The sequence below is a fragment of the Capnocytophaga sp. oral taxon 412 str. F0487 genome, assembly GCF_000271925.1.
Lineage (GTDB): Bacteria > Bacteroidota > Bacteroidia > Flavobacteriales > Flavobacteriaceae > Capnocytophaga > Capnocytophaga ochracea.
Map to the genome: position 1 here is coordinate 24,480 of NZ_AJZR01000022.1, position 20,413 is coordinate 44,892.

General features: G+C 39.2%; 21 protein-coding genes. 17 read left to right on the top strand and 4 right to left on the bottom strand.

Translation table 11 applies throughout. The features are described from left to right. Positions 1-113 precede the first annotated feature (113 nt). The gene (gene lpdA / locus HMPREF1321_RS03180) at positions 114-1,511 is read left to right on the top strand and encodes a dihydrolipoyl dehydrogenase (RefSeq protein WP_002672574.1); all 1,398 of its coding nucleotides are present in this window, start codon (positions 114-116) and stop codon (positions 1,509-1,511) included. A 191-nt stretch (positions 1,512-1,702) separates the two neighbouring features. Here the strand turns inward: lpdA and recO are convergent, their stop codons facing one another. Beyond that, positions 1,703-2,419 (bottom strand): DNA repair protein RecO, encoded by a 717-nt coding sequence (gene recO / locus HMPREF1321_RS03185; RefSeq protein WP_034575597.1) that lies wholly within the window; start codon positions 2,417-2,419, stop codon positions 1,703-1,705. 265 nt (positions 2,420-2,684) lie between these two features. Here recO and HMPREF1321_RS12160 point away from each other — a divergent pair, with 265 nt between their 5' ends. From HMPREF1321_RS12160 to HMPREF1321_RS03220, 7 genes are all read left to right on the top strand, one after another. Further along, positions 2,685-2,837, top strand: coding sequence for a hypothetical protein (locus HMPREF1321_RS12160; protein ID WP_034575599.1), 153 nt, complete (start codon positions 2,685-2,687; stop codon positions 2,835-2,837). 297 nt (positions 2,838-3,134) lie between these two features. After that, positions 3,135-4,550: a 23S rRNA (uracil(1939)-C(5))-methyltransferase RlmD gene (gene rlmD, locus HMPREF1321_RS03195; protein ID WP_009421402.1), complete on the top strand. Its 1,416-nt coding sequence runs from the start codon at positions 3,135-3,137 to the stop codon at positions 4,548-4,550. Further along, a complete protein-coding gene (locus HMPREF1321_RS03200) occupies positions 4,537-5,166 on the top strand; it encodes an endonuclease III domain-containing protein (protein WP_009421392.1) in 630 nt (209 codons plus the stop codon). Before rlmD ends, HMPREF1321_RS03200 begins: the two co-directional genes overlap by 14 nt. Further along, positions 5,163-6,440 carry an adenosylmethionine--8-amino-7-oxononanoate transaminase gene (gene bioA, locus HMPREF1321_RS03205; RefSeq protein WP_009410364.1) on the top strand — a complete coding sequence of 426 codons (1,278 nt, stop codon included), beginning with the start codon at positions 5,163-5,165 and terminating at the stop codon, positions 6,438-6,440. The genes HMPREF1321_RS03200 and bioA overlap by 4 nt, the downstream gene beginning before the upstream one ends. Before the next feature lie 210 nt (positions 6,441-6,650). Then, positions 6,651-8,723 (top strand): alpha-L-fucosidase, encoded by a 2,073-nt coding sequence (locus HMPREF1321_RS03210; protein ID WP_009421333.1) that lies wholly within the window; start codon positions 6,651-6,653, stop codon positions 8,721-8,723. 4 nt (positions 8,724-8,727) lie between these two features. Further along, entirely contained in the window at positions 8,728-9,603 is an 876-nt protein-coding gene (locus HMPREF1321_RS03215) for a CPBP family intramembrane glutamic endopeptidase (protein ID WP_009421380.1), read from the top strand. Between the two features lie 140 nt (positions 9,604-9,743). Then, positions 9,744-10,091, top strand: a complete 348-nt coding sequence (locus tag HMPREF1321_RS03220; RefSeq protein WP_009410361.1) for a hypothetical protein — start codon at positions 9,744-9,746, stop codon at positions 10,089-10,091. A 67-nt stretch (positions 10,092-10,158) separates the two neighbouring features. On the opposite strand, the gene HMPREF1321_RS03225 is transcribed toward HMPREF1321_RS03220, so the two are convergent. Next, entirely contained in the window at positions 10,159-10,872 is a 714-nt protein-coding gene (locus HMPREF1321_RS03225; protein ID WP_009421374.1) for an SAM-dependent methyltransferase, read from the bottom strand. A gap of 106 nt (positions 10,873-10,978) precedes the next feature. On the opposite strand from HMPREF1321_RS03225, the gene HMPREF1321_RS03230 reads away from it, so the two are divergent. The 9 genes from HMPREF1321_RS03230 to HMPREF1321_RS03270 all read left to right on the top strand — a co-directional run bounded on the left by HMPREF1321_RS03230 (position 10,979) and on the right by HMPREF1321_RS03270 (position 18,171). After that, positions 10,979-11,962: a hypothetical protein gene (locus tag HMPREF1321_RS03230; RefSeq protein WP_009421379.1), complete on the top strand. Its 984-nt coding sequence runs from the start codon at positions 10,979-10,981 to the stop codon at positions 11,960-11,962. A gap of 236 nt (positions 11,963-12,198) precedes the next feature. Next, positions 12,199-12,966 (top strand): alpha/beta fold hydrolase, encoded by a 768-nt coding sequence (locus tag HMPREF1321_RS03235; protein WP_009421397.1) that lies wholly within the window; start codon positions 12,199-12,201, stop codon positions 12,964-12,966. Between the two features lie 29 nt (positions 12,967-12,995). Beyond that, positions 12,996-14,042 (top strand): quinone-dependent dihydroorotate dehydrogenase, encoded by a 1,047-nt coding sequence (locus HMPREF1321_RS03240; protein ID WP_009421383.1) that lies wholly within the window; start codon positions 12,996-12,998, stop codon positions 14,040-14,042. 286 nt (positions 14,043-14,328) lie between these two features. Then, positions 14,329-15,183 (top strand): YicC/YloC family endoribonuclease, encoded by an 855-nt coding sequence (locus HMPREF1321_RS03245; protein ID WP_009421396.1) that lies wholly within the window; start codon positions 14,329-14,331, stop codon positions 15,181-15,183. A 28-nt stretch (positions 15,184-15,211) separates the two neighbouring features. Continuing rightward, a complete protein-coding gene (gene gmk, locus HMPREF1321_RS03250) occupies positions 15,212-15,778 on the top strand; it encodes a guanylate kinase (protein ID WP_009421393.1) in 567 nt (188 codons plus the stop codon). Next, entirely contained in the window at positions 15,775-16,362 is a 588-nt protein-coding gene (gene nadD / locus HMPREF1321_RS03255; RefSeq protein ID WP_009421342.1) for a nicotinate (nicotinamide) nucleotide adenylyltransferase, read from the top strand. The genes gmk and nadD overlap by 4 nt, the downstream gene beginning before the upstream one ends. Positions 16,363-16,488: 126 nt before the next feature. Further along, positions 16,489-16,956, top strand: a complete 468-nt coding sequence (locus HMPREF1321_RS03260; protein WP_009417840.1) for a low molecular weight protein-tyrosine-phosphatase — start codon at positions 16,489-16,491, stop codon at positions 16,954-16,956. 18 nt (positions 16,957-16,974) lie between these two features. Next, positions 16,975-17,595, top strand: coding sequence for a recombination mediator RecR (recR, locus tag HMPREF1321_RS03265; protein WP_009419002.1), 621 nt, complete (start codon positions 16,975-16,977; stop codon positions 17,593-17,595). 3 nt (positions 17,596-17,598) lie between these two features. Continuing rightward, positions 17,599-18,171 (top strand): DUF3109 family protein, encoded by a 573-nt coding sequence (locus HMPREF1321_RS03270; RefSeq protein ID WP_009421386.1) that lies wholly within the window; start codon positions 17,599-17,601, stop codon positions 18,169-18,171. 78 nt (positions 18,172-18,249) lie between these two features. Here HMPREF1321_RS03270 and HMPREF1321_RS03275 read toward each other — a convergent pair whose 3' ends face one another. Together HMPREF1321_RS03275 and HMPREF1321_RS03280 are read right to left on the bottom strand one after the other, a co-directional pair. Then, positions 18,250-19,590 (bottom strand): TolC family protein, encoded by a 1,341-nt coding sequence (locus HMPREF1321_RS03275; RefSeq protein WP_009421336.1) that lies wholly within the window; start codon positions 19,588-19,590, stop codon positions 18,250-18,252. Positions 19,591-19,772: 182 nt separating this feature from the next. Next, complete coding sequence (locus HMPREF1321_RS03280) at positions 19,773-20,384, bottom strand: TetR/AcrR family transcriptional regulator (protein ID WP_009421365.1); 612 nt, start codon at positions 20,382-20,384, stop codon at positions 19,773-19,775. Positions 20,385-20,413 lie beyond the last annotated feature (29 nt).

Sequence of the window (20,413 nt, forward strand, 5' to 3'; positions counted from 1 at the left end):
TATTCAAACATATAAAATTACATATAAATAAAAAAGTAATTAAAATAGTTTTTATTCAAAATATTATTCGTAACTTTGTAGCCTAATATCAAACTTGATAAATTTTAAAAGAAATGAGTAAATACGACGTTATTGTATTAGGAAGTGGTCCTGGTGGGTATGTTACTGCCATTCGCGCTTCTCAATTAGGGTTTAAAACCGCTGTTATTGAAAAAGAAAACCTCGGTGGTATTTGTTTGAACTGGGGTTGTATTCCTACGAAAGCTTTGTTAAAATCAGCGCAAGTGTTTGAATACCTAAAGCACGCTGAGAACTATGGTATCACCGTAAAAAAAGAGTCTTTTGACAAAGATTTTTATGCGGTTATCAAACGTAGCCGCGAGGTAGCTGCTACAATGAGTAAAGGGGTGCAGTTCTTGATGAAAAAGAACAAAATAGATGTGATAATGGGCTATGGTACCCTAAAAGCTGGCAAGAAAGTAGACGTAAAAGATAAAGATGGCAAAGTAACTGAATACAGTGCTGACCACATTATTATTGCTACTGGAGCACGTTCACGCGAGTTGCCTGCTTTACCTCAAGACGGCAAGAAAATTATCGGTTACCGCCAAGCACTTACGCTCCCTGAGCAACCTAAGAAAATGATTGTAGTAGGTAGTGGGGCTATCGGTATTGAGTTTGCTTACTTCTATAACGCTATGGGTACTGAAGTAACCATCGTAGAGTTTATGCCTAATATTGTTCCTGTGGAAGATGAGGATATCTCTAAACAATTAGAAAAGAGTCTTACAAAATCAGGTATCAATATTATGACTTCGGCTGAGGTAACCAAAGTAGATACTTCTGGCAAAGGTGTAAAAGCATTTGTGAAAACAGCCAAAGGCGAAGAAGTTTTAGAAGCTGATATCTTGCTTTCAGCAGTAGGTATCAAAACAAATATTGAAAATATCGGTTTGGAAGCGGTAGGTATCAAAACTGAACGCGATAAAATTCAAGTAAACGAGTTCTACCAAACTAATGTTCCTGGTTATTACGCTATTGGTGACGTAGTTCCTGGTCAAGCCTTAGCACACGTAGCTTCAGCGGAAGGTATTATTTGCGTTGAAAAGATTAAAGGAATGCACGTAGAACCACTTAACTATGGTAATATCCCTGGTTGTACTTACTGCACTCCTGAAATTGCTTCAGTAGGTCTGACCGAAAAACAAGCTAAAGAAAAAGGCTATGAAATAAAAGTAGGTAAGTTCCCATTCACTGCCTCAGGAAAAGCAAATGCAGCGGGTACTACTGAAGGCTTCATAAAAGTAATCTTTGATGCTAAATATGGCGAATGGTTAGGTTGCCATATGATTGGCGCCGGCGTTACCGATATGATTGCTGAAGCGGTAGTAGCTCGTAAATTGGAAACTACAGGACACGAAATCATCAAAGCGGTACACCCACACCCTACAATGAGCGAAGGTGTAAAAGAAGCAGTAGCAGCTGCTTATGGTGAAGCTATCGACATTTAATATTTTTGTTCCAATAAATTCATAAACGCAAGAAACTCCAAGTAAAAAAGATTTTACTTGGAGTTTTTTTATTAGTGGAAATTTGAGATAAGAAATCTAACAGACTGTTAGTTATGATTAACTTTGGCTAAGTTTAAAACTTTAGCTAAGTGTGGGAGTAAAAAACAGTATTGTATTATGTTAAAATAGTGCTAAAAGAGCGTTTGTAGCACCTCTAATGATTTTATTTGTCTAAAATTGGGAAAGTGCCATTCGTAGTATTTAAGCAGTTGAAAAAGCAATGCATTACGCTCGTTCTTATTGCTTTTAACGTTTGATAACTGAGGATAATCGGTGTGTAGGAGGTTTTTGAATAGCAACAAGGTAGCGCCTGTAATGGTGTATTTGCTTTCATCGGTAGTACTGAAAATGCCGTCTTCCAACGAAAAGGAGGGCAAATGCTCGTGAGTGGTATCGGGGTAAAAGCCGAGATAGCGAGTGATATCAAGCAGAAACTTTAAGTGAAAATTGGCAGAGAAGTCGTTTCTATCAAAAAAGAGGAGCTTCTGTTCTAAAAACAAAAACATTTCTTCATCGGGAGCTTCAGATGTGCAAACAAAAGCACATACTTCGGAAAGAAACATACTTACAGCACTCTTGTACATATCAGTATGTAACGAGTAATAAGGGACGGCTATCTTAGCTTCTTTTACACGTCCTAACGTACCGTTATTTTTATGGGTAGCCACCAGTTCTAACAGCATAAAAGGCTGAAAAAGGGCTGTTTTTAAGTTCCCTTTCTTCTGTGCTAAAACGCCTTGTAACAAATAGCTACGAGTACCCATCGTTTGAGTAAAACACTTCACTATAAGACTGTTATCGCTGTATTTGAGGCTTGAAATAACTATGGCTCGGACTTTATCGTACATATTTCTTCTATAAATAGCGTTGCAAAAATACAAAAAAGACTTCAATAGGACGTAATTGATGATATAAATGAAAGGTAATGCCAATAATACCAATGAGAGAATGAGAAAATTAGAAAATTAGAGAATTAGTAAATGGGGTACGAGCTTGAGTTAGAGGAATGAGGCTGTGCCTTGTGAAGTAACTTTTTGGAACATTAACTTTGGCAAAGGTCGTAGCACGACGGGCATAGAAAATTAGAGAATTAGGAAATTTGGAAATTAGCAAATGGGTAGTGATAAAAAAGGTTTTTTGACGGGTCTGACTTGTCGGACAAATTGGACTGGTCTGAGTTATCGGAGGAAAACGAAAAATATAAAAAGTGAGTTGGAAGGATTTTTGGTGAAAAAAGGGTGTAAGGAGGGTGGGGTTAGCTTATAGAGAGCTTATAGGAAGCTTATACGAATCTTGGACGATTGGTATAGAAAGGGTATATAAGTGATTGATTCACATCATAATACAACAACATCAAAAATGTCAAAAACGGGGTTTCGAGGCGAAAGAAAGAGAAAAGGCACTAGGCCTTAGACCATAGGCAATAGGGGGAAGTATGACGGAAAGAAGAAGGAATCATTAGGAAATTAGTAAGTTAGTGGGAATATTGGAAAATCTTGGAGGGAGTTTGAATATAATGAGAGCATTTGTAATTCGCAATTATTTTGTACCTTTGCACCCATAATGAGCAAAAATAAGCATATAATCATTGAAAATGTAACCGTGATTGATGCAGGAGCCAAAGGCAAAAGCATTGCTAAAGCCCCTGACGGACGTGTGATATTTATAAGTAACGCTATTCCTGGTGATGTAGTAGACGTGCAGACCACCAAGAAGAAATCGGCTTATTATGAAGGTTTTGTAACTAAATATCACCAACTATCAGAACAACGAGTAACGCCCGTATGTTCTCACTTCGGCTATTGTGGCGGTTGCAAATGGCAAGATATGAACTACCAAAGTCAGTTGTTTTACAAGCAGAAAGAAGTAGAAAACAACTTAGTACGGTTAGGTAGGATAAAAATTCCTGCTGTAATGCCTATCATAGGCTCTGACGAGACTTATTACTACCGCAACAAAATGGAGTTTTCTTTTTCGGATATGCGCTGGCTTACTCCCGATGAAATTAAGAAAGCCGACGAAATAGACAATCGGAATGCCTTAGGTTTTCACATAGCAGGAGCTTGGGACAAGATTTTAGACATAGATAAATGTTACTTGCAAGCCGACCCTTCTAACGCGATACGCTTGGAGATAAAGCGTTTTGCCTTGGCGAACGAAATGCCTTTTTACAGTCCGAGGCAACAAACAGGCTTATTGCGTACTATGATGATACGCATTAGCTCCATTGGGCAAATAATGGTAGTGATACAGTTTTTCCGCAACGACCCTAAAATTACACTGCTCCTCGACCATATTGCAGAGACATTCCCGATGATTACCTCTTTGCAATACTGTATCAATAGCAAAGGCAACGATGCTATTTATGACCAAGAACTTATTTGCTATAAAGGTACTGACTGTATTTATGAGGAAATGGAAGGGTTGCGATTTAAAATCAATGCCAAGTCGTTTTACCAAACTAACTCGGCACAAGCGTACAAGCTGTACCAAGTAGCTCGTAACTTTGCCGATTTAAAGGGCGATGAATTAGTGTACGACCTTTATACGGGGACGGGCACTATTGCGCAGTTTGTAGCGAAAAAAGCGAAAAAAGTGATAGGGGTAGAAGCTGTACCAGAAGCTATAACAGATGCCAAAGACAATGCTTTTGCCAATGGTATTAAGAATGTTACTTTTTACGTGGGAGATATGAAAAACATTTTCAACGACACTTTTATAGAAGAAAACGGCACCCCTGATGTGATTATCACCGACCCTCCTCGCGACGGTATGCACAAAGATGTAGTAGCTAAAATTCTTCAAATAGCCCCGAAAAAGATAGTATATGTAAGTTGCAATAGTGCAACGCAAGCGCGAGACCTTTCCTTGCTTGATGTAACTTATAAAGTAACCAAAGTTCAGCCCGTGGATATGTTCCCACAAACCTACCACGTAGAGAATGTTGTATTATTAGAAAAGAGAAATGAAAAAAGCTGAAAAAGTAAACTTTATCATTGATACACTGGAAAGTATCTATCCTGAAATTACTATACCCCTGCAACACAAAGACCCTTATACGCTACTGATAGCCGTACTCTTATCGGCACAAACTACCGATGCACGGGTGAACCAAATCACGCCTATTCTATTTAGCAAGGCGGACAATCCGTATGATATGGTACTACTTTCGGTAGACGAAATACAGGAAATTATCAAACCCTTAGGGCTTGCCCCTATGAAATCTAAAGGTATTCACGGGCTTTCCCAAATACTCATAGACAAATACAACGGCGAAGTTCCTCAAACCTTTGAGGCTTTAGAGGCTCTCCCCTCAGTAGGACATAAAACTGCCAGCGTTGTTCTTGCACAAGCCTTTGGCATTCCGACCTTCCCCGTTGATACCCATATACACCGACTGATGCACCGCTGGAAGCTTTCCGACGGTAGTTCGGTAGTGCAAACGGAGAAAGATGCTAAACGACTCTTCCCCAAAGAAAAATGGAACAAACTGCACGTGCAAATCATCTTGTACGGGCGCGAATACAGTCCGGCGAGAGGCTGGAATATGGAAAAAGATATTATAACCAAAACCATTATACAATCGAAAAAATGAATTTACAACAGCGAGACGAAAAACATTTGTGGCACCCGTATACCCAACATCAAACGGCTGCCAAACCTATCGGAATTGTGAAAGGAAAAGATGCTCTCCTTTGGGACGAGGACGGCAAAGAATACATAGATGCCATTGCCAGTTGGTGGGTGAACCCCTATGGGCATAGCAACGAGCGATTAGCCCAAGCTGCCTACAAACAACTCACCCAGTTGGAGCACGTACTCTTTGGTGGCTTTACACACCGACCTGCCGTAGAGCTTGCTGAAAAGCTCATCAGTATTCTGCCTAAAAACCAACAGAAAGTATTCTTCTCGGACAACGGGTCGACAGCAGTGGAAGTAGGTATCAAGATGGCGTTACAGTACTTTTTCAATAAAGGCGAGAAGCGCTTTACGGTAGTTGCTTTTGAAGATGCATTTCACGGAGATACCTTTGCCGCTATGGCAGCTTCGGGTATTTCATTCTTTACTGATGCTTTTAAAGAACATTTGTTGAAAGTAGTGCGCATACCGTTACCCAAAAAAGGAAGCGATGAAGCTGCTAAAAAACTAAAAGAAGTGATTGCTGAACATCACCCTGCCGCCTTTATATTTGAAGCCTTAGTACAAGGAGCCTCAGGAATGCAAATATATGAACCAGAAGCCTTAGACAAGTTGATTCATATCGCACAAGAAAATGGTGTGATTACCATTGCCGACGAGGTAATGACAGGCTTCGGACGTACAGGACGCACTTTTGCTTCGGACTATCTCACTCATAAACCTGATATTATGTGCTTATCGAAAGCTCTTACAGGAGGAACGATTCCGCTTGCAGTAACTACTGCTACCCAAGAGATATTCGACGGTTTTTACAGTGAAGACGTGAACAAAGCTCTTTTCCACGGACATACCTTTACGGCAAACCCCACGGGCTGTGCGATTGCCTTAGAAGCTATTCGCATATTGGAAAGTGACGAAATGCAAGCCAATTTAAAACGCATTGCACGCCGTCATCAGGAGTTTTTAGCCCGTATTGCGAAATATCCATCGGTAGAGAATGCACGTACCTTAGGTGTTATTTTGGCATTCGACCTCAAAACCTCTCAAAATACTGACTACTATGGCTCATTTAGGGATAAACTGTACAACTTCTTCATCTCAGAAGGCGTAATACTGCGTCCGGTGGGAAATATTATCTACATTTTGCCCCCTTACATCATCACAGATGCTCAATTAGACCGAGTGTATGATGTTTTAGAAGAAGCGATACAGAAGTTCTCTAATCAGTAAGAGAAAAGAAAAACACATTTAAGAGACTATTTTCATAAGAGAATAGTCTCTTTTTTATTTAGTAACACAAGAGAAAAGTTAAAATAATTTTATTGAGATATTAGTACGAGATACAATCTTTAGAATTTTATTTTGATAGTAAAAAAATATTCTATATCTTTGCACCACTTATGAAAACTTTATAACAAAGAAGTTTAAATACTGTATACAATGAAAAAATTAGTCTTATTAGCCACCGCTTTATGTATGGTGGCTTGCAAAAGTATTGAAGCACCCAAGTCAGTGGGAGCTATTCCTTCCGCACGTCAGTTGCCGTGGCACGAGATGGAATATTATGCTTTTATCCACTTCAATATGAACACCTTTACCGATATGGAATGGGGCACAGGTGGCGAAGACCCTGTTTTATTCAACCCTACCGAATTAGATGTAAATCAGTGGGTAAAAGTGATTAAAGACGCTGGTATGAAAGGCGTTATCATCACGGCTAAGCACCACGATGGTTTCTGCTTATGGCCATCAAAGTACACTGAGCACTCTGTAAAAAACTCACCTTGGAAAAACGGCAAAGGCGATGTTATAAAAGAGCTTTCAGAAGCCTGCCACAAAGCGGGACTTAAATTTGGGGTGTATTTATCACCTTGGGATAGAAACCACGCTGAGTATGGCAGAGAAGCCTACGTAACCTATTTCCATAACCAACTACGAGAATTGCTTACCAATTACGGTGAAATATTTGAAGTATGGTTTGACGGTGCCAACGGTGGTTCAGGTTATTACGGTGGAGCTAACGAAACTCGTACTATTGATGCTCATACTTATTATCAGTGGGATAAAACATTTGCCATAGTACGCGAATTGCAGCCTAATGCTACTATCTTTGGTGATGAAGGTCCAGATATTCGCTGGATAGGTAATGAAAAAGGCTTTGGTACTCCTACTAACTGGAATCCTTTTACCTCTAACCCTTCTTTACAAGGAAAAGACCGCTTACATCATTTGGGTGAAGGCGATGAAAATGGCGTAAATTGGATTCCTGCTGAAGCTGATGTATCTATTCGCCCAGGTTGGTATTACCACGCACGAGAAGACCACCAAGTGCGTCCATTAGAAAAAATGGTAGACATATACTACGCTTCAGTAGGTCGCGGTTACAACTTATTACTCAATCTTCCCGTGGATAGACGTGGCTTAGTACACGAAAATGACATCAAGAGACTTATGGAACTCAAAAAAGTTATAGAAGCAGATTTTGCACATAACCTCGTAACTGATGCCTCTGTAACGGCTTCTAATGTTCGTGAAAATAACAAGCAATTTAACCCTGAAAAAACTACTGATAGTGATAAAAATACCTATTGGACAACCGACGAAGGAGTAACAGAAGCTTCTATAGAACTAAACTTTACCAAGCCTACTACCTTCAACCGCTTTATGGCACAAGAGTATATCCCATTGGGGCAACGTGTAAAGAAGTTTAAATTAGAATACCAAAAAGATGGCAAATGGGAAACTATAGATGAACAAACAACTATTGGCTACAAGCGATTATTGCGCTTCCCATCAGTAACAACTACTAAGGTACGTTTCACAGTTTTAGAAGCTAAAGGTTCACCATTGATTAGCAATATAGGGTTATACAATGCTCCTGTGTTATTGGTTACTCCTCAGCTTTCTCGTGATAAGAATGGTCTAGTAACCCTCACTCCAGCTGATACCGAAACTGAATTTTACTATACTTTAGACGGCAGTCAGCCTACTGAACAGTCGTTACGTTATACAACTCTTTTCCCTGTTACTCAGCCTACTTCTTTAAAATTTGTAGCCTATGACCGCAAGCGGCAATTGTACAGTGAAGTAGCTTCTTACGCATTGGATATCCCCAAAGCAAAGTGGAAAGTGTTATCTTCTGCTTCCTCTGATATCCAGAAAGTAATTGATGAGAAACCTAATACGTGGTTTGCTCAAGAAAAGGGCAATACACCCACTGCCATTACTATTGATTTGGGAGAGCTGTTAAACCTAAAAGGATTTACCTATTTGCCTTCACAAGACCGCTGGGCTGAAGGCACTATCAGTCATTACATTTTTGAAGTGAGTACTGATAATGTACATTGGAAGAAGCTAAGTGAGGGAGAATTTGGCAATATCAAGAACAATCCTATTGAACAACGCATTACTTTCCCTGCCGAGAAAGCCCGTTATATCAAGCTTACCGCTACCCAAACTGTAGATGATACCAATAGAGTATCGTATGCCGAAATAGGAATCATTACACAATAAAGTTATGTATCTTAAAAACGGAAGATTGTCACAGAGCCCTAAGTGGCTTTATATTATAGTTCCAACCCTGTTCTTTGCTTTTACAGGGTTGAACTTTTTAGTAGCACAGTTTTTTGATACTACTACACTTATACAGTCGGAAATTGCCCAAAAAGGAGAATTACAATTCTTGTTTGAGAACTTAGTTGTCTTTGCTATCTTCTTAGGGTTATTGTTACTATGGGTGAAGTTCATACATCGCCAGCCTTTGGTAGCACTTATTACGGCGCGACCCCGTATCAGTTGGAAGCGTTTTTGGTTTGCTTTCTTGTTGTGGGGAAGCGTAACCATAGGCATAACTTGTATCGACTACTTATTTTTTAACCCCGATGATTATATTTGGAATTTTCAGTGGATACCTTTCTTAAAACTACTCGTGATAGTAGTGCTGTTCATTCCTCTGCAAACCGCTTTTGAAGAAATATTCTTTCGAGGCTACCTAATGCAAGGCTTAGGACTTGCTATGCGTAATGCGTGGTTTCCTTTGCTTTTTACCTCTATCACCTTCGGACTAATGCACATTGCCAACCCCGAGGTAGAAAAATTAGGATACAGCTTGCTTATCTATTACATAGGTACAGGCTTGTTCTTAGGTATCACTACCTTAATGGACGATGGCTTAGAGTTAGCCTTAGGGTTTCACACCGCCAACAACCTTTTTACAGCTCTTTTAGTAACTTCCGACTGGACAGTATTCCAAGTTCCTTCCGTCTTGCGTGATGTCTCAGAACCCTCTTTAGGCTTCAGTGTATGGGCTCCTCTATTGCTCTGCTTCCCTCTTTTATTGTATATTTACGCCAAGAAATACCATTGGGAAGAGTGGAAAAAACACTTGTTATAAAAGAAAACTTAATTTTTTGTTAAAATAATTTCCTTCATATCATAATATTTCATATCTTTGCAACCGATTTTAAATAGCAAAAGGCGACACCCCGAAAAGCCTTTAACAGAGTAGGGAGTAATTTTAATTTTCAGTTTTTTATGGAAGAAAATACAACTTCAACACAAGAGCAATCTGTTTCTCAAGAACAGCAAACTGCTAAAGAAAACAACCCAACCATCATTATCCAAAACTCCTCTAAGAGCAACGGAATAGGCACCGCTGGTTTCGTATTAGCTTTAATAGCTGTATTCTTAGGTTGGGTTCCTGTTTTAGGGTGGATTATCTGGCTTTTAGGACTTGTCCTTTCAGGTATAGGTGTTACTAAAACTCCTAAAGGATTAGCCATTGCAGGGCTTGTGCTCTCTTTAATTGGGCTTGTTATCCTTATTCTTTTAGCTACTGTTTTTGCAACAGCGGCAGCTGTTTCTTCAATGCCAGTACAATAAGAATTTACAAAAAAGGCTATCTGAGATTCTTCTCAGATAGCCTTTTTCTATAAAGTTACATATCATTTTAGCTCCCTATAATAAAAATAGTAGGTCTCTTCTGCACATCAATATTCGTTTTCTTCCAACGATGCACAGGGAGTGTTTTAATTTCTTCAGTAGGAAGCGTAATATCACAAGCCACGCACAAAAGAGTATTAGCCTGTAATGTCTCTATCAAGTCAGTAAGCATTTGCTTATTGCGGTAAGGCGTTTCTATAAATAGTTGCGACTGTCCTTCTCGTGCTTTGCGCTCTAAGGTTTTAAGTACCTTCTTTCGCTCTTGTTTATCAATAGGGAGATATCCGTTAAAAGCAAAATTCTGCCCATTAAGTCCACTTGCCATCATTGCTAATAACAACGAAGAAGGTCCTACCAGCGGAATCACCTTCAGTCCTTTTTGGTGAGCCACCCGCACAATATCAGCTCCTGGGTCGGCTATCCCTGGGCAACCTGCCTCCGAGATAATCCCTATCGAGTGTCCTTCCACACAAGGGCTTAGGAAACTCTGATAGTCAGTATCCTGATGGTGCTTATCTATCACAACTATTTTTAAATCTGCTTGCACCTTGTTCGGAGTAACGAGCTTGATAAACTTCCTTGCCGACTTTTCGTTTTCTACTACAAAATAAGTAAGTGATTGCACTATATTTGCCACCTGTGCTGGCAATACATCAAGAGCAACACCCCCTAATAAGTTCGGTATTAAATAAATATTTCCCATCGTTGTTTGTATCAACATTACTAACAGATTGCAAAGGTATATTTTTTCATCATACTTATAGTATTAAATGATTAATTATTTGTACCTTTGTCGCGTATATCTCAACAATCTATAATCACAACAAATGAAAAACATTCTCTCTTATAGTTTCATTTTTTCGGTTATTACACTGATAAGCTGTAATAAAGACAGCAACAGCAATAACCTTTCTGAGCATTCCCAACAAATGCTACAACAAGCTATGCGCAATACCGAAGCAGGGCACGACACAAATTTTAGTGACAACACTCCCTTCATTTTCAATGGTTATAGTAATACTTCCAACAGATTGTTCGAAAAAGGAGGTAATATATCCATCGGGGCTGCCTTAAATTTTGCGTCTCTTAATCACGACAAAATCATTTATAAAAGTTGTTATTGGGGGCTTTATGGCAAAGAAGGCTACTGCAACTACCCTAACGAAAACCGATATTTTGAATTGTACAACCTTTGGGGGGTGCTATTTTCTGAAAAAAACAATCAGAACCCTAACGCTTTGATAAATGTAAAAAACTTCCGCTTCTACGTGCTTTACAAAGGTGAAAACGTATGGCGGAGAGTTCATTTTTCTGAAACTGATATTACCGACCAAGCCCCTATTACGTGGGCGGCTACATATTATAAAGATATCGTAACAGAAGCAGGCAATGGGAAGATTAAAGTAATACAAGAAAAAAACTATTCCACTATCCCTATTGCCAAATCAGGAAAATACGACGGCAAATGGTATGATGCCAAAATATTAGTAAACCACTTTGGTTCTAAACTTATGAAACCTGTGGGAGAGTTCACCCCTAGCAAAGTCGAAGGCGTGTATATGCAAGTAGAGGTACGTCTCGACCCAAGTTCCCCCAACGCCAAAGTAGGCATACAAGCTGGTATGGACGTCCGCCACGAAGGCATTAAAACTACTTACTATATGGCTTTTGGTTCTACCCGCATCGTTACTGTTGCCCCTCATTGGAAAACCGTTAATTGGGTAAACTACGCAGGCGGACAAGGAGCTGACGAAGGAGGCGTCGTACTGAGTAAAGAACGACTACTAAACACCTCTTTTCCAAGAGAATAACCCCCTCTTAAACGGCTCTAAAAAGCACCTTATCCCTCAAAACGAAATATATCTTATATAAAACGAAATTAGAATAGGGATTACTACCTTATATCATTTGTATAGCTTTTCTATATCTATCGTCCAAGATTCGTATAAGCTTCCTATAAGCTTCCTATATCTATCCCTTAACTATCAAGCTCTTACAACAATAGCAAAACAAACCCAAAAAAGTACCTAACAAACTAATTATCACAATGAAACAGTCATTTTATCAAAAAGAAGGAAAAAGAAAGAATAAGACAATTGTCTTCCTTCACGGCTTTTTAGAAGACCATACTATATGGCAACCTATTACTAAAGCTCTCTCTACCGAATATTTCACACTATCCATCGACCTTTTAGGGCACGGGCAGAGCCCCACTATCGCCCCAGTACACACAATGGAAATGATGGCAAACCAAGTAAACGATATCTTACTAAAAGAAGAAATAGAACATTGCACCATCGTGGGGCACTCAATGGGTGGGTATGTAGCCTTAGCCTTTGCCGAGTTATTCCCCAAAAAAACAGAAGGAATAGTATTGTTAAACTCCACTACCCTACCCGACTCCGAAGAGAAAAAAGTAAATAGAGACCGAGTGCTGAAAGTAATCGATAAAGAGAAAGAACTCTTCGTGCGCACTGCCGTTACAAACCTATTTAGCGACGAAAACAAAACACTTATGAAATCTGCGCTCAACAAACTAATCGATATAGCAATGCACACCCCTAACGAAGGTATCAAAGCAGCTTCCTTAGGAATGAAACAACGCCCCGACCGCACTGAACTATTCGAACAACTAACCGCTAAAAAGCATATCATTATGGGTAAAAAAGACGCTCTTATCCCTTCTGATAGTTTGATAGCATTAGCCCAAAAAGCAGGTGCAAGCAACACCTTGCTTTCAGGCGGACATTTAGTATATATTGAAAACGAAGCCGAAACCATAGAAGCCTTGCGCAACTTTATGGCACAACCCTAATCTTAACTCCTTTTCTCAAATTCCAAGATATGTATAAGCTATTCATTCGCCCATTCCTTTTCAATCTCGACCCCGAGAAAGCTCATCACTTTACATTTAAATACTTAAAGTTTGTTCACAAAATCCCCTTAGTGCCCTTGCTCATTCGCAAAATATACAATGTGGAACACCCTTCTCTACATCGCGAAGTCTTTGGGCTACACTTCAAAAATCCCATAGGATTAGCCGCAGGTTTAGATAAAGATGCTAAATTGTACAAAGAGTTAGCCAATTTAGGTTTTGGTTTTATCGAAATCGGAACCATTACCCCTAAACCACAACTGGGGAACCCAAAAAAGCGATTGTTCAGACTCATAGAAGACCAAGGAATTATAAACCGTATGGGCTTTAACAACGAAGGAGTTGAAGCTGCTGTAAAGCGTCTTAAAAAGAATACCAATGTACTGATAGGAGGAAATATTGGTAAAAATAAAACTACCCCAAATGAAGAAGCCGTAAACGATTACCTGATTTGTTTTGAACAACTCTTTAATTATGTCGATTATTTTGTAGTAAATGTAAGTTCACCCAATACTCCTAATTTGCGTACATTACAAGAAAAAGAACCTCTAAAACAGCTTTTAAGCACTTTGCAAAATACAAACCTAACCCATAAAAACCCTAAGCCTATCCTCTTAAAAATCGCCCCTGACCTTACCGACGAACAACTGTCAGATATCATCGAAATCGTACAAGAAACTCATATTGCAGGCGTAATAGCTACCAACACCACGATTGGTAGAGAAGGGTTAGTATCCGATAATCAAAAAGAAACCGGCGGACTTAGTGGGAAACCTCTAAAAGGTCGCTCCACTGAGGTAATACGTTTTCTAAGTGAAAAGAGCAACCACGCATTTCCCATCATTGGCGTTGGAGGAATATTTAGTGAAACCGATGCCCTCGAAAAGTTAGAAGCAGGAGCCTCACTTATCCAGCTCTATACAGGTTTCATTTACGAAGGCGCAGGTCTCATAAAACGTATTAATAAACAGCTAATTGCTAATGTGAATAAAGGTTTCAGAAATGATTGTCCCTGATTTACAACCTCATAGTCGTTTTTGCGTCACATATCCCCCTTTGGAGGGGGCTAGGGGGAGGTTTATAATCAATAATTTAGTTCAACTCTTGATTAGCTTTGCTAATTCTAACCAACATTAGCATTATTTCCGTTATTTGTTATTTGCGATTCTTAATTCACCGATACAAACCAAACGCATTGATGAAATAAAAGTCTTGATGAAAATTTATAAACATACTCACCTCACAAATATTGTCAATTACTAATTATTTTATACCTTTGCACTTATTTTCAAAAACGATATTATGATACAGTCAATGACAGGCTTTGGCAAGAGCGTACTATCTCTCACCGATAAACATATTAGTATAGAAATCAAATCCCTAAACAGTAAGAGTATTGATATCAATACACGTATTCCGCAAGCGTATCGCGAAAAAGAACTCGATTTCCGTAAACTCATTGCCGAGCAGCTCTTACGCGGGAAAGTAGATTTTAGTATCTTTGTAGAAAATACAGGTACACAAACACCTTCTAAAATCAATCCTAATATCGTAAAATCCTATATCGAGCAAATGCGTACTATTGTTGATGGTGACCTTACCGAACTGCTAAAAATGGCAGTACGTATGCCCGATGCCTTACAAACCACTACCGAAAGTGTTTCCGAAGAAGAACTTTCAGCTATTTTCGAACATATCAGCCTCGCCATTACCGATTTGCAAACCTTCCGCATTCAAGAAGGTAAAGTTTTAGAAAAAGACTTCGTTTTGCGTATTAGTAACATCGATAGCTTACTGCAAGAGGTACAAGCTCTCGACAGTGAACGCTTAGCGCTCATTCGCGAACGCTTGGAAAAAGCGGTAGCTGATATCCAAAATGTAGATGCCAACCGCTTTGAGCAAGAACTCATTTTCTACTTAGAAAAATTGGACATCACAGAAGAAAAAATCCGACTCAAAAAACACTTAGACTATTTTCTCGAAACCCTTCACAGCGAAGATTCTAACGGACGTAAATTGAGTTTTATTGCACAAGAAATAGGCAGAGAAATCAACACCTTAGGTTCAAAAGCTAACTTCGCTCCTATGCAACAGTTAGTAGTCCAAATGAAAGACGAACTCGAAAAGATTAAAGAACAAGTATTAAACGTCCTGTAACCTGACACCTATCACCTGACACCTAAAAATGAACAAACTAATTATTTTCTCAGCTCCTTCTGGGAGCGGCAAAACTACCATAGTGAGGCATTTACTCTCGCTCGAAAAACTAAACTTAGCCTTTTCTATTTCGGCTACTTCTCGTGCACCTCGTGGTGAAGAACAACACGGCAAAGAATACTATTTCCTTTCTGCTGATGAATTCAAAAAACGTATTCAGCACAACGAATTTATGGAATGGGAAGAGGTATACACAGGTTGTTATTACGGCACATTAAAATCAGAAGTAGAGCGCCTATGGGCAATGGGAAAGAATGTGGTATTCGATATTGATGTCGCAGGAGGTCTCCGTCTCAAACAACAATATCCTGGGCAAACCTTAGCAGTATTTGTTGAACCACCAAGCCTTGTTGCCTTAGAAGAACGCTTACGCAACCGTAAGACCGAAACAGAGGAGAAAATACAAATGCGTCTCAACAAAGCCGAACAAGAAATGGCAACTGCTCACCAGTTTGATGTGATTATCAAAAACGATAATCTACAACAAGCCCTACAAGAGGCTGAGCGCATAGTAACCGATTTTATCAACCGATGAAAAAACAAATAGGCTTATTCTTTGGCTCGTTTAACCCTATTCATATAGGGCATCTCATTATCGCCAATCATTTGGTGGAGCATAGTGCAATGAACGAACTGTGGTTTGTAGTAACACCTCAAAATCCGTTTAAAGAAAAACAATCGTTATTAGACAACCACTTGCGATTGGAAATGGTCAATTTGGCAATAGAGAGCTATCCCAAGTTACGCGCCTCAAACATCGAGTTTCACTTGCCACAACCTAATTACACAGTTAATACCTTAGCCTATTTAGAGGAAAAACACCCTAATACTAACTTTGCCCTAATTATGGGGGAAGACAACCTAAAAAGCTTTCACAAATGGAAGAACTACGAGCATATTTTAGCAAATTACTCTATTTACGTCTATCCTCGTATTTCAGAAGGTACAGTGCCCGAAGCTTTAACTGAGCACCCGCATATCACCCGTGTACCCGCCCCTATCATCGAACTCTCAGCCACCTTTATCCGTGAAGAGCTCAAAGCTGGACGCAATATACGTCCGCTCCTCCCCGAAAAAGTATGGCAATACATTGATAAATTAGGACTCTATTTCAATTAACAATTGACAAGTAACAATTAACATTTTTGCGTCACACACTTAGCCAAAGTTTCACACTTTGGCTAAGTTAAAACCAATAATATCTTTGTTTAATTTCTAAGGCGTAAGCCTTATCTCTTTTAATATATGAAAAAAACGAAAATACTAATGGTTTGCTTAGGCAATATTTGCCGTTCTCCTTTAGCCGAAGGCGTGATGAGAAGCAAGCTCCCTTCCGATAACTTTGAAGTAGATTCAGCTGGTACTGCCAACTATCACGTAGGCGATGCTCCTGACACTCGTTCTATCGCCTCTGGCAAAAAACACGGAGTAGATATCTCTATGCTTAGAGGTCGTCAGTTCTCAGCCAAAGATTTCGCCCTTTTCGATTATATTTTTGTAATGGATAAAAGCAATTACCAAAACGTTATCCGGCTTGCTAAGAACGAAAAAGAGCGTGCTAAAGTACATTTTTTAGCTGATGCTTTGGGTGGAATGACACAACACGAAATCCCCGACCCTTATTACGGCACAGAAGCTGATTTCGAAAACGTCTATCAGCTCATTGACGAGGCTTGCACCAAAGTTGCTCACAAACTATCTCCTAACCCCTAACTACTATTATCTCCTAAAATGGACTTTTCATCTAAACTCTTAGAAAACGCCGTCTACGAAATAGCTCAATTGCCTAGTATAGGCAAACGTACGGCTTTGCGTTTAGCCTTGCACCTGCTCAAACAACCCGAAGAGCAATCACTACAATTGGCACAAGCTATTGTGGCTTTACGCACCCATATCCAGTATTGTAAAAACTGCCACAACATCTCCGATGTAGATTTGTGTGAAATATGTGCTAACCCTATGCGTGATACGGGAGTCGTTTGTGTTGTAGAAGATTTTAGAGATGTAATGGCAATAGAAAACACAGGGCAATTCTTTGGTCAGTATCACGTTTTAGGAGGCAAAATATCCCCTATTGATGGCATCGCTCCTTCCAATCTACACATTGCCTCACTGATAGAAAAAGTAAAGACAGGTAAAGTAACTGAGTTAATCCTCGCTCTGAGCAATACAATGGAGGGCGATACTACCAATTTCTATATTTACAAACAAGTAGAGCCTTACCATATCACCATTTCTACCATTGCCCGAGGCATAGCCGTAGGAGGCGAACTCGAATATACTGATGAGGTAACTTTGGGCAGAAGTATTACTCAGCGCATTCCTTTTGAAAAAGCTATTAAAGCCGTTTAGAATATGATACAAGTAGCCAATACCATTATTTCGGAAGATATCATAGATTGCGATTTTGTATGCAATCTCAATGCTTGTAAAGGTGTTTGTTGTATAGAAGGTGATGCAGGAGCACCCGTAGAAGAAAGCGAACTAAAAGTGATGAAACGCATTTATCCCGAAGTAGCTCCTTACCTTACCGAGGAAGGTCGTACAGCTATCGAGGAGCAAGGAGTATACATCAAAGGAGAAGACGGCGAATGGGAAACTCCTCTCATCAATGGAGGCGAATGTGCTTATGTAGTACGCAATGAAAAAGGTTGGGCTCTTTGTGCTATCGAGCAAGCATATAACGATAAAAAGATAGACTGGAAGAAACCTATATCGTGTCACCTATATCCTATACGATTACAAGAGTACAGTTCCTTCACAGCAGTCAATTACCATCGTTGGAGTCCTATATGCGATGATGCTTGTATCTTGGGTAAAAAGTTACAAGTGCCTATCTACAAATTCGTAAAAGAGGCTCTTATTAGAAAGTTTGGAGAAGAGTGGTATCAAGAGTTAGAGCTTATAGCTGAGCACTTGAAAAAGTAACATACAAATAACAAAATAAAAGAGACAGTACAATATTAAAAGTACTGTCTCTTTCTTATATAGATATTATGGGATTTCTTACTTCATTGTCTCTAACTTCCCTTGTGATTTTAGCAACTGTATTTCTGCTAATTTGTAGTCCAACAAAGCATTAGTGTAATTGTTCTTAGCATCCGATAAAGAGCGTTCTGCTTCCAATAAATCTGTAAGGGAAGCCAAACCTTGTTGGTAGTTGTTTTGGGTGTTGAGCAATACCTCTTCTGCAAGCTTTACATTCTCCTTTTGCGAATCAATAGTAAGAAGGTTATTAGTAAGCTGACTATGGGCATTCTCATAAGCCAAATCCATTGCCAAACGGGTGTCTTTAAGGGTCGCTTCAAGCGCCTGACTTTCTATCTGTGCTTGGTGTATCTTAGCACGTGTACCGAAACCCGAAAATATAGGTATATTCACTCCCAATGTAATAGCCGAATAGTCAGCTCCGTACACTTTATCTTTCTTGCCGTAAATAATCGGTGTTTTAGGTCCCATACTCAAATAACCATAAGTAGCCTGCAACGCTAATGATGGATAAAGTGCTGCACGTTGTACTTTAGTATTGAGGTCAAGAAGTTGCTTTTGCTTTTCGAGTACTTGTAGCTCTATACGAGTATTGCTATTACCTTTCTCAAAAGCCAAATCGTAATTGGCTTCAAAGCCTTCTTTGGGCAAAGTAATTACTTCACTCATCGGCATACCTATCATATATTTAAGCGCGTTCTCCGAGAGTTGTACCCCATTAAGGGCTTGTTGGCGTGCCGATTTGAGATTATTTACAGCCACGGTAGTGCGGTCAACGTCTATTTTCTTTGACAACCCCGATTGGTTTAACCCTTTTACAACATTAGCCGTTTTCTCGGTAAGAGCCAAATTGCTTTCTATATTTTCTAATGTTTGTCGGGTTTGGTATACTTGATAGTAGGCTTGTGCTACTTTCTCAATGATTTCATTCTCGGTAAGCTGTTGGTTAAGCATATAGAACTCACGTGTCGTACGAGCCGCTTTCAAGCCCATAAACACCGTTTGATTAAACAATACTTGGGTAAGTTTTGCTTCAGCATTAGCCGACCATTTTTGCCCCATTTCCATTTTCATAGGTCCCGAAGGTGCTCCAAGAAAAGAAAAAGCACTTCCATCAATATAAGTAGCTTGTAACTTAGGATTGTACACCATACCGCCCGAAGCCGAAATACTAGGCAGTGCGTTAGCGCGTACTTCTTGTATTTTGTATTCGCTTTTGGTTACTTCCAATCGCGCTTTCTCAGCGTCCGCTTTATTCTCTAAAGCATAACGAATAGCGTCTTTTAAAGTCAATTCTTTTTGCTGTGCAAAGCTCATAAAACTGAGGAACAACAAAGCACTCGTAATGATTTTTTTCATAATAATTCAATTGCCTATTAATAGGCTTATTTATATTGTCCTTTTAATTCTGTTGTAACTTCTTTTTACTTTATTTATTCAGATACCCATCTCTCGCTGACCTTACTTTTTCACCTCTGATGATTGGTATTATTGGCATTTTTAGTATTATAGTGTTAAATTAACCTTTTACCTTTTATCTTTTACCTTTTACCTTTTACCTCCTTAAGCACTCGTTCCAATTCTTTGAGTCCTTTTTCATTCACAAGTATCCTAAAAAAGTACTCTAAAATAGTATAGATAGTTTCCCAAAAAGAAAACTCAGTTTCAGTAAATAACTCCGATTGTGCTTTCATTCGTTGTACAGCCGTATAGAAAATCTTAAAGAATTTAAGATTGATATCTTCTCTAAAAAGTCCCTCCTGTATACCTCTTTCCATTACTTTATCTATAAAAATCGCATCTGCCTTGGCAGTCTCTACATTCATACGTTCGTATGTCTTAGGATAGTATTTCTGCAATTCCCAAATAGGACGGTCGCTATTGATGTTAAAAACTTCTTGAACCTTTTTTTGGTTACGGTATACATTTTCTATCACCGAACCTTCTCCTTGTACAAAAATATCTGTATTTTTACAACTTATCTCTAAAGCGTAATCTAATGTAGCTTCTACCAAGTCGTTTTTAGAAGGAAAATGCTCGTAAAGCGTCTTTTTAGATATCCCCATTTTGTTAGCCAAATCATCCATAGTAAAGGTTTTAAACCCATACTGTATAAAGTCATTTAAGGCTCTTTTCACGATTTCTTCTTTCATCTCTCTCATCTTTAAATTCGGGGGCAAAG